At 28.7% G+C, this 13,785-nt stretch carries 18 protein-coding genes; 17 read left to right on the top strand and 1 reads right to left on the bottom strand.

Annotated features, from left to right (window positions below; translation table 11 throughout):
- The first annotated feature begins 112 nt into the window (after window positions 1-112).
- The 10 genes from L1S49_RS22625 (at window position 113) to L1S49_RS22580 (ending at window position 7,812) form a co-directional block, all read left to right on the top strand.
- Window positions 113-340 (top strand): hypothetical protein, encoded by a 228-nt coding sequence (locus L1S49_RS22625; protein WP_238907576.1) that lies wholly within the window; start codon window positions 113-115, stop codon window positions 338-340.
- 296 nt (window positions 341-636) lie between these two features.
- Window positions 637-1,140 (top strand): peptidase, encoded by a 504-nt coding sequence (locus L1S49_RS22620; RefSeq protein ID WP_238907574.1) that lies wholly within the window; start codon window positions 637-639, stop codon window positions 1,138-1,140.
- A complete protein-coding gene (locus tag L1S49_RS22615) occupies window positions 1,121-2,152 on the top strand; it encodes a replication initiation factor domain-containing protein (protein WP_238907573.1) in 1,032 nt (343 codons plus the stop codon). The genes L1S49_RS22620 and L1S49_RS22615 overlap by 20 nt, the downstream gene beginning before the upstream one ends.
- 20 nt (window positions 2,153-2,172) lie before the next feature.
- The gene (locus tag L1S49_RS22610; protein WP_238907569.1) at window positions 2,173-2,388 is read left to right on the top strand and encodes a DUF3173 domain-containing protein; all 216 of its coding nucleotides are present in this window, start codon (window positions 2,173-2,175) and stop codon (window positions 2,386-2,388) included.
- Entirely contained in the window at window positions 2,378-3,619 is a 1,242-nt protein-coding gene (locus tag L1S49_RS22605; protein WP_238907568.1) for a site-specific integrase, read from the top strand. Before L1S49_RS22610 ends, L1S49_RS22605 begins: the two co-directional genes overlap by 11 nt.
- A gap of 213 nt (window positions 3,620-3,832) precedes the next feature.
- Complete coding sequence (locus L1S49_RS22600) at window positions 3,833-4,216, top strand: hypothetical protein (protein WP_238907566.1); 384 nt, start codon at window positions 3,833-3,835, stop codon at window positions 4,214-4,216.
- A gap of 11 nt (window positions 4,217-4,227) precedes the next feature.
- On the top strand, window positions 4,228-4,797 hold the full coding sequence (locus L1S49_RS22595) for an HD domain-containing protein (protein ID WP_238907564.1): 570 nt from the start codon (window positions 4,228-4,230) through the stop codon (window positions 4,795-4,797).
- Between the two features lie 152 nt (window positions 4,798-4,949).
- Complete coding sequence (locus L1S49_RS22590) at window positions 4,950-5,672, top strand: hypothetical protein (protein ID WP_238907560.1); 723 nt, start codon at window positions 4,950-4,952, stop codon at window positions 5,670-5,672.
- A 411-nt stretch (window positions 5,673-6,083) separates the two neighbouring features.
- Window positions 6,084-7,283, top strand: coding sequence for an AAA family ATPase (locus tag L1S49_RS22585; RefSeq protein ID WP_238907559.1), 1,200 nt, complete (start codon window positions 6,084-6,086; stop codon window positions 7,281-7,283).
- A 4-nt stretch (window positions 7,284-7,287) separates the two neighbouring features.
- Window positions 7,288-7,812 carry a hypothetical protein gene (locus L1S49_RS22580; protein ID WP_238907558.1) on the top strand — a complete coding sequence of 175 codons (525 nt, stop codon included), beginning with the start codon at window positions 7,288-7,290 and terminating at the stop codon, window positions 7,810-7,812.
- 279 nt (window positions 7,813-8,091) lie between these two features.
- Here L1S49_RS22580 and L1S49_RS22575 read toward each other — a convergent pair whose 3' ends face one another.
- Complete coding sequence (locus L1S49_RS22575) at window positions 8,092-9,156, bottom strand: EcsC family protein (protein ID WP_238907557.1); 1,065 nt, start codon at window positions 9,154-9,156, stop codon at window positions 8,092-8,094.
- A gap of 214 nt (window positions 9,157-9,370) precedes the next feature.
- Between L1S49_RS22575 and L1S49_RS22570 the strand changes: the two genes are divergently transcribed.
- The 7 genes from L1S49_RS22570 to L1S49_RS22540 all read left to right on the top strand — a co-directional run bounded on the left by L1S49_RS22570 (window position 9,371) and on the right by L1S49_RS22540 (window position 13,550).
- Entirely contained in the window at window positions 9,371-9,718 is a 348-nt protein-coding gene (locus L1S49_RS22570; protein ID WP_238907555.1) for a helix-turn-helix transcriptional regulator, read from the top strand.
- Window positions 9,711-10,589 (top strand): ImmA/IrrE family metallo-endopeptidase, encoded by an 879-nt coding sequence (locus tag L1S49_RS22565; protein ID WP_238907550.1) that lies wholly within the window; start codon window positions 9,711-9,713, stop codon window positions 10,587-10,589. Before L1S49_RS22570 ends, L1S49_RS22565 begins: the two co-directional genes overlap by 8 nt.
- A complete protein-coding gene (locus tag L1S49_RS22560) occupies window positions 10,579-11,286 on the top strand; it encodes a hypothetical protein (protein ID WP_238907549.1) in 708 nt (235 codons plus the stop codon). The genes L1S49_RS22565 and L1S49_RS22560 overlap by 11 nt, the downstream gene beginning before the upstream one ends.
- Before the next feature lie 590 nt (window positions 11,287-11,876).
- Window positions 11,877-12,530: a hypothetical protein gene (locus tag L1S49_RS22555; RefSeq protein WP_238907547.1), complete on the top strand. Its 654-nt coding sequence runs from the start codon at window positions 11,877-11,879 to the stop codon at window positions 12,528-12,530.
- 180 nt (window positions 12,531-12,710) lie between these two features.
- Window positions 12,711-13,028: a DUF4258 domain-containing protein gene (locus L1S49_RS22550; RefSeq protein ID WP_238907546.1), complete on the top strand. Its 318-nt coding sequence runs from the start codon at window positions 12,711-12,713 to the stop codon at window positions 13,026-13,028.
- The gene (locus L1S49_RS22545; protein WP_238907544.1) at window positions 13,028-13,258 is read left to right on the top strand and encodes a type II toxin-antitoxin system MqsA family antitoxin; all 231 of its coding nucleotides are present in this window, start codon (window positions 13,028-13,030) and stop codon (window positions 13,256-13,258) included. The genes L1S49_RS22550 and L1S49_RS22545 overlap by 1 nt, the downstream gene beginning before the upstream one ends.
- Window positions 13,259-13,328: 70 nt before the next feature.
- Window positions 13,329-13,550 carry a DUF2178 domain-containing protein gene (locus L1S49_RS22540; protein ID WP_238907543.1) on the top strand — a complete coding sequence of 74 codons (222 nt, stop codon included), beginning with the start codon at window positions 13,329-13,331 and terminating at the stop codon, window positions 13,548-13,550.
- Window positions 13,551-13,785 lie beyond the last annotated feature (235 nt).

Here is a 13,785-nt window from a genome sequence, read left to right as displayed (position 1 = left end):
GCTTCATTTTTCTTACCTATTGTCAAGTGTTTTTTTATTAATTTTTCATATTTCCTTAAGTTGACGACATTGACCGTCCGCTGATGACTTACCAACTAATATTAGGTCACAGATGGGATTTAAAGCAGGTTTAGGAGCTATGGACAAAATAGGATATAACATGATATTTGATACTAATAATATAGAATATAAAACTATTACAGAAAAAGGTGGAGGATATATTCAGATAGATGGAATACACAATGCTCCTGTCTATTTTGAAACACCTTATATTGATAAAGACTTTGATTTCTTAGAAAAAATTGAAAGCTTAGTTAAATCTAAAAATGATATTCAATAATTGATAATTGTTATTTTGATAGATGATTGTAGGCGGTAGCTCTGCTATCCGAATGGAATGACCGAAAATCTTCTATAAAAATCACAATTGAGCGATAGCTCAAAACATTAAAAATTTACTTGAAAAACGAACTACCCAGTGAGTAACACTGGGTAACCACCCTCAAAAAAAACTCTGTAAAGCCATAAAATATAAGGGATAGAAGGGTGTGTGAAATTCCGAGATTTCGGAAAAGTAAAAGGCTTATATTTTAGGAATAGAAGTTCAAAAATATTTAAAAAAGGAAGGTATTAAAAATGGAAAAATTGATTTTAAAAAGTACAACATTACATAGTTTAAATGATTCAGAGAGTATAGAAATAGGAGATTTACTTTTTGATATTTCTCAATTTAGAGTTCCTGTATCAATGGTTGTTCCTAAAGAAGGTATCATTGTTAAATTAGAGAAAGAAAAAAATTTTAACGGGGAATTAGTTGAAACTGGTAAGTATACTCTAATTTTCAAAACATATGATTTTAACTTTATAAAGTTAGTTATTCAAAATGGTTCAACAGAAATAGGAAATCCTATAACCGTCATTATTGAAGGTCAAAATGACAAACCTAATGCAGAAAGTTTTGAGGAAGGGGAATTTATACCAATATCTTTCAGAGGATTAAAGGTTAAACCTAAAAAGGTGAATAAGAAAGTGTTTGTAGGACAAGGGAAAGCTATGGTTGATGCTTGGATATATGACACTATTAAAATTGAAGCAGATGGATATAGTATAGGTAAAGTAAATGAATCAAAAGAAAAGTAATCAGTGTTTAATTGATTATTTACGTTGTTCAATTCCAAACAGTAAATTTGCTAGTGTAGCAAATGATATTTTGGGGATTTCCTTTTCTGAATTTGCAGGTTCAAGTTTAAAGGGTTCCCCATTCCCTACTTATGATAGTTGTATCAGTTTTGCTAATATTAATCTTCATTCAAGTCAAACACACAGTAATATACTTATAGATATGGCTGGGCAAGCTTGTAGACAATATGAGGAATATATGTGCAGGGTTGAAGGTTGGCATTGGTACAAGCTAATTTCTTTAATATTAGAGATTAAAGGTATATTCACAAGAATTGACTTAGCTTTGGATATATTTGATGAATCAAGTCCAGCTGTAAAAGTGATACAAGATTATATAAAGAGAGGGCAACTATCTACTAAAAGTCATAAGTTTGTAGAAATTAACAGTGGAAGAATTTTAGATGGAAAACTAACTGGATTTACTATTTATATCGGTGCTCCACCTCAGATACTTAGAATTTATGATAAGAAGCAAGAAAGAAGGGATAATGTTGGGGAAGTTCATGATGTCGATAAATGGGTTAGATGGGAATTAGAGTTGACTGCTAAGAAAGCTATGCTAGTAGCATTCAAAATATCTAGCGGTAAACCTTTGAATGCTATAATAAAAGGTATTTTATCGGCTCATTATTCATTTAAAACTAAACCTAAAAATGCTAGTGATATACATAATAAAGATAGACTTCCTAATATGCGATGGTGGCGAAATTTTATTGATGAAATTGAAACTATACCATTAAAAGTTCAACGTGAAAAAATCACTTTAAAAAAGAAAAAGCAGTGGATTGAAAAGAATACTGCCAAATCAATAAGTATGGTATATGAAGCTTTTAAAAGTGTATACGGTGAAGAATATGCAGAAATTTATTTGAAAGAATTAATTGAAAGTGGAAGAGAAAAAATTACTAAATTTGATGAAACGTTAATAGAGCAGCGTATATTAGAGTTAGTAAGTGAAGATGAATATTAGACATGAAAGGAGCTATATAAATGAGTGTTACAATATGTAAAGACGATTTGATAGAAATGGGATTTAAAAAATACCAAGCTATTTCATTAATTAGGCAAGCTAAGGCTATTATGGTTAATGAGAAGAGATGTCCCTATTATAATAATAAGAGATTAGGCATAGTTCCTAGAGAAGCAGTTGAATCTATATTAGGATTTTCTTTAGCTTTAGAAACGAGTGTTTCAGATGGAAAATAAAACACAACAAAAAACAAAATATCCAGGCGTATATGTTGACGATAAGGGAAATTATTTCTATCAAACAGAGTTTGGAACAGATAGAATTACGGGGAAAAGAATAAGGAAGAAATCGAGAACAGATTTGAATGGGCGGCATTTTACTTCAGCGTTTGAAGCTAACAAAGAGTTAACTCGCTTAAAAAGAGAATATCATAAAGTTAACAGCTATGCAAATTATAAGATGTCTTATGAGCAATTTATGAATCAAGTTTATATACCGTACTATAAAACGGAAGTTGAGGAGAGTACGTTCTATGTGAAAAAAAGGATTTTGGAGAATATAAGGGATAGATTTAGTTCTATCCCACTTCGCTCTATTTCTATAGAACACGTACAAACCTTTAGGACATGGTTATTGACAGGTAGTGAAGATGGGGGAGCGGGATATTCTCAAGCATATGCTAGTCTTGTTTTTGGAGTATTTCGTAAGAGTTTAGATAAAGCAGTAGAAATGCAGTATTTGGAGCAGAATGTATCTAAAAAGGTCAAAGGAATTCAAAAAGGAAAAGCGATAGTTCCATATTGGACAAAACAAGAATTTGAGAAGGTTATTAATACAATTTATATAGAAGATTTCTATGAGTTTTTAAGCTTCGTAATAATCTGGATTTATTACATGACGGGGGTCAGAGTAAATGAAGGCACTGCATTGTATTGGAATAATGTTGATTTTGTAAAAAAGCGTTTAATCGTTCATCATATGCTTATTATTAAGAATAAAACAGAGTGGAAAAGAAACTCTTATACAAAAACAGAAGATGGTAAAAGAATAATTGCATTGGATGATGATACAATAAAAATCTTAAAAGAGTGGAGAGTTAGACAAAAGGAAATTGGACTAGGTGAAGAAGATAGCTTTGTTTTTAGTTATGATGGGTCACCAATGATAAAATCAACGATAGGTAGAATAATCAGTCGCTATTCCAAGTTTGCAGGAGTTAAGAAGATACAAGCAAAAGGATTAAGGCACTCTCATGCTTCTTATCTTATTAATGAGTTTAATGTATCAGTATTGGTTTTATGTCAAAGAATGGGACATAGTAGCCCAGAAATAACTTTAAAACATTATGCACATATGTGGAGTGGAGCAGATACTGAAATAGCTGAGAGAATTACTGGTAATATCACAATTAAAACTGCTGAATCAACAAAAATCAAGTTTAATGGAAATCAATCACTAAAAAAGTAGTTTGAAAGTATAGGATATAGTGAATGGAGAATGACGTAGTGCACCATTTACAGTGAGGGGGGACATGATAGCCTTTTTAGGTATGAGCCTGTTATTTAACAAGGAGCTCTGTAGGCTTGTAAGAATTATGTCCCCGGAGGCTCGCTGTCAATGGCATTTGGAATGGGAGATTTATATTTTTAAGTATAAAGAAATAGTGTAGGGGGGATTTTGATGAAGTGTGCTTGTTATGTATGTGGTATTGAAGTTGAAGAGAGCATTCAAGAGCATTTTACGTCTAAAGATGGTCGTATTCTCTGTGATAAGTGTAGTGAGGGTATAGAACCATGTAGCAATGAAGTTAAAAGGATTCTATCAATGATAAATAAGGAAGTAAGGAGCATGAACGTGATTAGAAGAAAGATATGTGAAAATACTATTTTAGAGCTTGAAGGAAATCAAAAAAATATTGATGTATTAAATAAAATATTTGTAGATACCAACTTAACTTTAGAAGAAGAAAGAAGTCTGATATGGCTTTCTACATGGGAAAAATCAACGATAAAAAGTATAATATCAGCATTTAGTAAAGTAAAATATAGAAAAATAGAAGGTTAGGAGTAATTAATATGAGTTATGTGAGTGATAGAGATGAACTTACTAATATACTTCTCAATAAAAATGGAGTTGAGGTATTAGATTATTCAAATAAAATCTTAGAATTAGTACCTGAATTAATAGTTTGTAAATGTGAGCATGAGCATAGAGCACATAAATATAATGTTTATACTCACATTCTTCATGTAGTTGCAGGTGTAGATTCTGATTTAACACTTAAACTGTCAGCACTATTTCACGATATCGGTAAACCTTATGTTAAGAAAAAAATAAATGAAAAGGTTCATTATTGGGGACATGAGGAAGTTAGTTGTATAATATCTAAGCTTGTACTTAATAGACTTGGTTATGATGAAAGTATAATACATGATGTATGTACTTTAATAAAGATTCATGATAAAAAAATCAAGCCAACAAACAATGAAATAAAATTAGTTGTAGATAGAATAGGGAAAATAAATTTTGAAAGATTACTCAAATTACAAACAAGTGATGTTTCTGCACATGCAAATGATTATGCTCAAATAGTCATTCCTAAACTAGAGAAGATTAAAGAAGTATATGTTAATAATAGATTTTAGTAGAATTTATTAATATAATATGTACTTTGAAATAAATGCTAGGTAAATATACTATTTGAGAATTGAATAATATTTTGTTAATTAATATATATAGTAGTGTTATAATTTATATAGAACTATTTATATTAAATTTTTAATAGGAGAAGTTTAAAATGAATTCGAAAGGCTTTGTATTTAAAAGTGATATACCACAAGAATGGAAAGAGATATTTAAAAATGAAGGTAAAAGTGATTGTTTATCGTATCTTGAATCTGCAATAAATAGAATAATCTATGCTATTCATGATTTGTTTGCGTATGATTATGCAAAGGATGAATGGGGAAAAAGACAACTAAAGATGGGGGAAATTTTAAGGGAGAAGGGTTCCGTTTCAGATAAGTTTTTTTTAGAGTCTAGAATATTATATTGTGGATATGAGATGCCATATAACAGCTTTTTGGCTAAAATTAATTTTACTTTTTTTAGTTCCTTACATAGTTTTTTTGATATATATGGCAAATTTTTATTAAATATATTTGAATTGGATATCAGAAATGATAATATATATCTTATTGATGTAGTACGTGAAATGGAGAAATGCTCCAAATATAAAAATATAGCAAAGAAAATTAGAGACTACACTAGGAAGAATGAATATAAATATATTTATGATCTAAATAATTCAAATAAACATAATAAGGATGTCAGTGTGAAGTCAATATTATTTATTGATGATGGAACAATAGATGCAGAAATAGAAAGCTTTAAGCAAAAAAAGAAAACACATCCAACAGAAAATATGGTCTTAAAACTAGAAGATATAACAGCATTCGTAATAGATTTTTATGATAAAGTAACTGAGGAAGTGGTAAGAACACTTAAAATGAAATCATAGTATTAGTGAAATAAAAAAATGTAGTTAATATTTAAAAAACTAAGTAAATTACAGAAAAAAATAACTAAATCCCCCCATAGATGTCACCAATTAGTGTTATTCTTTATAAAGTTAGAGTTTAAGCCAATTATGAGAACCATCTATGATAGAGTTTGAATAATAAAAAAAAACGCTACAACCATTGAAATAAAGGGTTGTGGCGTTTTTTTTGAGTAAAATAGCAGATACCGAACAAGTTAGATAACAAGTGACCGAACAAGTTAAAAGACTGTTAGAGGTTATTTTAAAGTAAATATACTAATCATATAGCTGAATTTAGCATATAAAAACGGAAGTTATGTTTTTATATGTATATTTTATTGATTTTTACCCTATAATATAGTATGATAAAAACATGAATAGGAGATGAATATGAAGATGAAAATTTTGAAAATACAGGCATCTGGATTAAAGTTGTTTGAAAAAGAAATAGATATTGATTTCTATGCTAAGCAGCGTGTTAGTTCTGATAAAAATGAAATGCTCACAAATGTTTTTTCTAACATTTATATCAATAACGTTATTTCAATGGTAGGAATAAATGCATCAGGAAAAACATCAACACTAAAAGTTATCTCATTTGCATTGCAACTACTTAATAATGAGCCAATTAATACCATTGAATGCAATGAAATCTTAGAAGGGTTGGAAGAACATGATGAAGTTATTTTCAACATCTTCTTTATTGATAGAGGTGGAAAACTGTCTAGGTTAAAATCGGTAATAAAAACGAAGCGCTTAAAATCAGAATTGAAAAATGAATTGAAAAGCAAATATTTTATTTCAAATGAGACACTTTGGACAAAGTCAATAAATTCTGTACGTTCAAAAAATGATTTATTTGATTTTTCAAATATTTCTCCAGTAGAAGAAAGAAAAGAAGATGAGTTGTTTTTGTTGGATGATGTAAGTGTTATGATTGCATATAATAAAAAATATAATAACTCTTTAAATGTAATTGATTCACTTGATTGGACAAATTTTAATGGATTAAGAGTAGTAGGCAATTTTCCGCTTAGCTTAGTACAATTTTTAGATCCTAGTATAGAATATTTAGAGTGTAAAGAGATCGAAAGTGATAAAGAAATTGAAATTCGATTGAAGTTTTATAATAAAAAAGAGATAGTTATTTATTCTCTTTTAGAAATAAGAAAATATCTTTCATCTGGTACTGTTAAAGGTATAAATGTTTTTATGACAGCTATGCTCATTTTACAAGAAGGTGGATATCTAATAATTGATGAACTAGAAAATCACTTTAACAAAGAAATTGTTTCAACATTGATAAGATTTTTTATGGATAGTGAAGTTAATACAAATGGCGCTGTTTTGATTTTTTCAACTCATTATGTTGAATTATTAGATATTTTTGAAAGAAACGATAATATATATATAATAAAGAATATAAATGGTATTAATATTGAAAATTTATCATCCATATTAAAAAGAAATGATGTTAAAAAGAGTGAATTATTTCAAAGTGGTTATTTAGAAAACACTACTCCATCTTATAAATCGTATATTAACTTTAAAAGAGCACTTAAAAAGACTCCAAAAGCTAGCGAGGTATAAGAATATGGATGATAATATCATAGCTTGCATATGTGAAGGTGGAGCAGAACAAGCCATAATGGATATTTTGCTAGAGAATAATGCTATAATTTTTGAAAAGGAACAACTTTTAGATGAAAAAGTAATTAGAACTCGCTCAGCTCAAAAATTTGAACAAGATTATTTAAGAAAGACTTTTAATGAGAAGATAACGGTTTATCGTATTTTGGACTCAAGGAGAGAAAAATTTAAGTTGAGTAAACTATATGAGAATAAAGTTAAAGTTATTAACGTTATAACTGCACCTGAAATAGAGATGCTAATAATTCATAATGAAGATAAATATGATGACTATAACAAAACCAAAAAGAAACCAAGTGACTATTGCAAACAAAATTTAAAGTATAGCGATGTTAAAAGCTATAAATTTGTTGAAGAGTATTTTTCAAATATAAAAATGTTAATATCCGCAATCACAACATATCGTCAAAAAGCCGATGTTAAAAAAGGGGAAACTACTTTATATGATTTATTGAGAGTAAAAAAATGAAAGTAATTAAGTATGCCAGTGCGTTAATACTAAACATTTGACTTCTTGAGATCTTCCATGGGAACTACTAGGAAAAGTAACCACAAGAATAATAAACGAAGTAAAAGGTGTGGTGTATTCTATGATTGAACTGGGAACCTAACAGCTATTATTGAGTTTAAGTAAAAAAACAAAGCCAGGAGAATGATGTATTTACGAAGTTCTTTTGGCTTTTTTGTGTAGCGCGATACACTTTTATAGCTAGATTATGGATAAATGATAATATCTTATTTTTGAATTTTAACTATTAATATCAGTTATATCAATAATTATATTATCATCTGAGTATGTATATATTAATTGATTGATTTTGATATTTTTTTCTAGAAGATATCGTTTGTTATAAAAAACGTCTGCATACTCTAGAATTACATTCATTTGCGCGGTATCAAAGAGAGCCCCTATAATACCACCGATAAAAGGGATAGATTTACCAAGTGATTTTTTGGTAAGCTTTTTACCGATTTGTTCAAAGATTCCTTTAAATAAGCTTTCTTCTAGCCCTTTTTGACCAGTTTTTTCTAATGCTTTTTGTGCAGATTTGTTTGCTAATGCACGCATTTGAGTAATCAAAAGTGTTAATCCTCCGCGTGTAGCCATATCAGACCATGATTTTTGTGCAGTTTGCTTAATTGCAGTTAATTCAGTCATAAGCAGAATCTTTCCTATGACATCAGTTATTTCATTTGAACTTTTACTTTTGGGACTAAGTGCGTTTATAAAAACATCACTAGCAATTATAAGCTCGGCAGAATCATTTTTAACATCATATCCATAGTACATAGCAATTGATTGAACAGCACGATAATAAATAAAAGTACTTAAAACAAGATTAAATGGAAGTCCTGCGAATCCAAAGGCTCCAGTTACTCCGCCTTCAATAAGTGCTAAACCCAAGTCTCCAGTTTTATATCTAGAGACTAATTTTGATATGTCATAAGAACGAGAAAGGCAAACTTCATTTATACTAGTAATGTTATTTTCAGCGGTTAAGTTATTCACTTTATTGACAATATATGATTCACTGAGAGATGTTTTTGCCGCAGTTTTTTGAACAACATCAAAGCCTTCAGCCACTACTTTCATTGCTTGGGTAAAAAGTTGTTGTTCTGTTATGCTATTTTTGATGTTATTTCCAATAGCTTTTACTTTGTGAGGAATTAATTCATTGAACTTAGTTCCTATCTTATGAACTCTTTTAGGAGCAATTATTTTATTATATCGTTCAGTTAATTTATATAAAGATTGGCTTTCTTTTTCATCAATGAGTGGGTTAGGTATTTTGTATATTACATTATGATTCATAGATAAGCTCCTTGTTTCTTTTTATACAAATTATACCATGTAGAAATTATCGAGTAAACTAGAAAAATGTCAAAATAAAGAAAATAACTTGCTTAACTTTTAGTTATAAATAAAACTATCATTGATAAAAATGTATGTTTATTGTATCATTATCTTAAAGATAGGCATAATATATGATATAAATAATATCATTATTTGTGGGGTGAGCGTAAATATGAAAAAAATAGATTTAGAAAAACTATCATTATTAGTATCTAAAAAAAGAAAAGAAAAAGATATTACACAAGATCAATTAGGTGAGCTGACAGGTATTAATAGACAGGTTATAGGAAGGATTGAGTTAGGAAAAACAGTTCCATCTTTAAATCAACTACAACAGCTTTTAGAGATATTAGAGATAGATTTTGATAGTATACTAGAAGATAAGAAAACAGAAGATGTTTTTATGGCAATGAAAGGAGAAGCTAGGACTCCAGAAGAGAGGCAAGGCTTAGAAACTATGATCTCCATGATGCTTTGTTTAAAAAAGCATGAACAGTTAAGGAGAGTTTATAATGAATAGTAATGCGTTGTCATTAAAACAAATCTATGAGTTATCTGAAATGGCAAAAGAGAAGAGACGAGAATTAGATATAGGAACTGCTCCAATGGGAGATAATATATTAAAATTTATTAGAGAAAAAGGTATAAAATTAATATATGTTCCTATTGAAAATAGTAGTACTGATGAGTTGTTTTTTTCAGCAGTTTATGTCTGTATTAAGGAGAAAAACGGCAAAACTAAATTCATTGGATTAAATACAAATGATTATTATGATAATCAAATTTTTGCTTTAGGACATGAACTTTATCATTATTATGAGGAATCAAGTGTTCATTTATGTAGAATATCAAATGATAAACAATCCACTAGAGAATTAAAGGCAAATAGATTTTCAGCTGAGTTTCTATTGCCAACAGATAAATTAGAAAAAGAAATAAAAGAAGTAAATGATGGACAACTACAACTATATAAGTGGAGACATTCAACTCTTCTTAGATTGATTGCTAGGCTTCACTGTGAATATAGGTTACCATATAAAGCTATTGTTAAAAGACTATTAGAAATAGATGCTATAACAAGAATTCAGTATAGTGAGCTATTTAATGAGCCTACTAGGAATAAAAATGATGAGTACTATATCATAGGACTTAGTATCAATGCTGAAATATTTAAGTTGTTAAATTCAAAAACTATGAAAAAAGGGGTAGATGGAAGTGATCTTGAAACCGTAGTTAGAAATTATGAAGACGGAATAGTATCACTATCAGATTTTATTGAATCCCTTGAAATATTTGATAAAAAAATACATGAATTTGGAATTATAGAAGATGTTGATATTGAAGATATAGCTGAAATGGAAGAAATGTTTGGTGCCAAAAATGAAATTTAAAGATGTAAACTTACAATATAAAAATCAAGGATTTGTATCTATTTTAGAAAATAGAAATCAAATATTTTTAATAGATGCTAATATATTCATTCCACCGGATAGATCAAAAGAGAATAGTGCTATTAAGGCAGTACCCTTTGAATTTTATAAAAATTATTGGATAGAGCCATTTATTGATACTTTTAAACCAATAGGGATTCATGAAGCTGTTTATAAGGAATTTGAATCTAACAGTATAAAAAAGTTAATCGATAATAAAGTAAATGATGTATCGCCAAGTATATACATTTATTATGATTCAAATTTAAGCGAGCAAGAGGAAATAGTTAGAGCAACTATAGAATCAAAGATTGCAAAATATACTAATTATGATCCAATTATAGATAATAGAAATGATAGAGGTGAAGTAAAATCACTATCTTATATAGCAACAAAGCAACTACTATACTTCTGCTCTCACGATTCAAATGCAATAAGATTGGTTGAGGATGCAGAAAATCTGGACACAAGTTTAGAACAATTATCTGCTATTAAGCCATATGAAGTTATATATTATTTTATAAAGAATGATATTGGTGATAAAGATAAGTTAAGATTTATTTATAAATATTTATACTATTTAACTAAAAAAGATAAACATATAAACCCATCATGGGGAGAGTTTATTGAAAAGATGGATATTTTATACTGTGGTTAGACAGTTAAATAATAATAAAATAGCGTAAATGATTTAAAAGCTCGGAACCCTTATAAATTAGGATTCCGAGCTCTTTTTTTGACTTTTAAATAAATTGGTGGATCATTGATTTTGGAGATTTCAGACATGGAACCTAAGTTTAATTCTGATAATGATTCATTTTTACTTGTTTTGAAGAATCTAAATTATAAAGAAATAAAAATCGGCGATAAAAAGGCGGCGATAAAAAAACGCCGATAAAAAAATAACTAAAACACACAACAGCAGTATGATTTGATTTTGGCTTATATTATGGATAAGGGAAAAGAGTACAGGATACAAGATTTTTGCAAATTGCTTAATTTAAAAGGAACTCGAACAAAAGTTATATTGAATGGATTGATTGAAAACTGTGAAATAGAAACATTACTATAAAGAGTACATAAAAAAAATCCTCATCATTTACTCAGCCAATTATTTATATCATTAAGAGTAGGAGAATACATATAATAAACAACTTTTATGTTCATATAAATATGGTGCTAAATGCAATTGGATAATGATATAATTAAAGTGAATAATTGTAATTTAATAAGGGGGACTTAGAATTAATGGAAAAGAAAGTTACAGGTATGGATTATCTAAACTTAGCCCTATATGCCTTTGCAGGAATAGGAATGGAACTTGTTTTGGTGTGGGTTATTGAACCTCTATTTGGAATGAAAATGGGGACATACACTTTAACACAAAACATAATTCATTGGATACTTACTTGCATTATATGGTTACTGGTAGGATTATTTTTAATTAATCTAGCAAAGAAAAAATATAATTTTGATTTATGGGAAAATAAAAGCAACTTGAAGCCTTGGCAGTACATAGGTATTGTAGTATGTTTGGCTATTTCCATCCTTTACTTTTATGTTAGTTGGGAAGGATTTAAACCTCTTTTAGAATTTCAAAGATTAGGAGCCTTGAAATTTACTTTTCAGTACATCTATTATCTTTTTGAAGCTTTCCTAATTTCTTTAATCGTAATATTTGGTCAGAAAGCTTGTGAAAAGTGGTTTAAAAACGATAAGGTTCCTTATGGAGGAATTGTTCTTGCTTTAACATGGGGACTTATGCACATTGTATCAAAAGGAAGTATCAAAGTTGGAATATTATCAGCATTTGCAGGTTTCCTTTATGGAGCTGCATATCTTGTAGTTGGCAAAGACTACAGAAAAGCACTACCACTTATGTGTGCAATGTTTATGCTTTAAAAACTAGAATTAAATAATAGGGACATTTAGGAGAAGACATTGAGCTTCTTCTTTTTTTGCTAATTTACTTAATTAAAAGATTTGTGAGCAAAACTAATAAAAAGAAAATTTTATCATGTTTAATTAAAATGTGGTTTGGTATATAATATAGATAAATAACTAGAAAAACATAGGTGAAAAATGGAATTCAATATAGATGATGTAAGGATATTGGTTGAAGAAGATAAAATTCAATGGAGAAATCATATTCTTATTAGAATGAAACAAAGAGGAATAAAAATCAGAGAAGTCTTGGATTGTATAATGTGTGGAGAGATAATAGAATTTTATAAAAATGACTATCCATTTCCAAGTGCACTAATATTAGGTTTTAAAGACAAAGAAACAGGAATGCATGTTGTTTGCTCAATAGGGCAAAATTATTTATGGATGATAACAGCATATTATCCAGATAAATCTCAATGGAGTAAAGATTTAAGGTATAGGAGGCGATTATAATGGATTGCGCTATGTGTAAAGGTACTTTAATAGAAGGATTAGTTAACCATATTGTGGATATAAATGGACATATAATAATTATTAAAAATGTGCCTGCTAATATCTGTACTCAATGCGGAGAATATTATGTTGAAAATAAAATAGCTTTAATTTTGGAAAGATTAATTGATGAAGTGTTAAATAGTAATGCAGAGGTACTGATAATAAATTATCCTGATGCAGCTGCATAAGTAAAATATTGAATTGAAACAACTCAATAACACAGATAATTAGGAGAAGACATTGTACTTCTTCTTTTTTTTGACTAATAGTGATCAATATAGTTGTGATGAAAGAAATAAAGTGATTCGTGGAAAAGCAGCAGAGCATACAATGGTACTTTTCGTAGTAGTAATGGTAATTGTAGAAGGTATATTAATAGTTTTGGGAGACTTAAGAGCCGCAATATTAGTATCAGTAGCAATGTTTGTTTGTGTCTCTTTTGAGCTATATTTTATTTTATATCTTCAGAAGAAGCTTTAGATAACTTAAAATAATTAAAGGATATTTTGAAGAAGCCGCAGGGCTTCTTTTCTTATTTCAGAATCTAATAACCTCCACTTCTTAGATAAATTTCTCAGTATTAATCTAATTATTTAGCAAATTGATTTAAAAAAGACATTGCTAAAAAATCGCTGAAAAGAGAAAATCCCTATTGAAGAATTGAAGAATTGAAGAATTGAAGAATTGAAGAATTGAAGAATTGAAGAATTGAAGA

Source organism: Clostridium sp. YIM B02506 (genome assembly GCF_022324845.1).
GTDB lineage: Bacteria > Bacillota > Clostridia > Clostridiales > Clostridiaceae > Clostridium_T > Clostridium_T intestinale.
This window is presented reverse-complemented; position numbering and strand designations above follow the sequence as displayed.

Bases quoted from the DNA above. Each gene is read 5' to 3' on its own strand.
- L1S49_RS22575 (WP_238907557.1), bottom strand. From the start codon at position 9,156: ATGAATCATAATGTAATATACAAAATACCTAACCCACTCATTGATGAA.
- L1S49_RS22545 (WP_238907544.1), top strand. From the start codon at position 13,028: ATGGATTGCGCTATGTGTAAAGGTACTTTAATAGAAGGATTAGTTAAC.
- L1S49_RS22550 (WP_238907546.1), top strand. From the start codon at position 12,711: ATGGAATTCAATATAGATGATGTAAGGATATTGGTTGAAGAAGATAAA.
- L1S49_RS22620 (WP_238907574.1), top strand. From the start codon at position 637: ATGGAAAAATTGATTTTAAAAAGTACAACATTACATAGTTTAAATGAT.
- L1S49_RS22560 (WP_238907549.1), top strand. From the start codon at position 10,579: ATGAAATTTAAAGATGTAAACTTACAATATAAAAATCAAGGATTTGTA.
- L1S49_RS22625 (WP_238907576.1), top strand. From the start codon at position 113: ATGGGATTTAAAGCAGGTTTAGGAGCTATGGACAAAATAGGATATAAC.
- L1S49_RS22600 (WP_238907566.1), top strand. From the start codon at position 3,833: ATGAAGTGTGCTTGTTATGTATGTGGTATTGAAGTTGAAGAGAGCATT.
- L1S49_RS22555 (WP_238907547.1), top strand. From the start codon at position 11,877: ATGGAAAAGAAAGTTACAGGTATGGATTATCTAAACTTAGCCCTATAT.
- L1S49_RS22610 (WP_238907569.1), top strand. From the start codon at position 2,173: ATGAGTGTTACAATATGTAAAGACGATTTGATAGAAATGGGATTTAAA.
- L1S49_RS22590 (WP_238907560.1), top strand. From the start codon at position 4,950: ATGAATTCGAAAGGCTTTGTATTTAAAAGTGATATACCACAAGAATGG.
- L1S49_RS22615 (WP_238907573.1), top strand. From the start codon at position 1,121: ATGAATCAAAAGAAAAGTAATCAGTGTTTAATTGATTATTTACGTTGT.
- L1S49_RS22605 (WP_238907568.1), top strand. From the start codon at position 2,378: ATGGAAAATAAAACACAACAAAAAACAAAATATCCAGGCGTATATGTT.
- L1S49_RS22580 (WP_238907558.1), top strand. From the start codon at position 7,288: ATGGATGATAATATCATAGCTTGCATATGTGAAGGTGGAGCAGAACAA.
- L1S49_RS22565 (WP_238907550.1), top strand. From the start codon at position 9,711: ATGAATAGTAATGCGTTGTCATTAAAACAAATCTATGAGTTATCTGAA.
- L1S49_RS22570 (WP_238907555.1), top strand. From the start codon at position 9,371: ATGAAAAAAATAGATTTAGAAAAACTATCATTATTAGTATCTAAAAAA.
- L1S49_RS22585 (WP_238907559.1), top strand. From the start codon at position 6,084: ATGAAGATGAAAATTTTGAAAATACAGGCATCTGGATTAAAGTTGTTT.
- L1S49_RS22595 (WP_238907564.1), top strand. From the start codon at position 4,228: ATGAGTTATGTGAGTGATAGAGATGAACTTACTAATATACTTCTCAAT.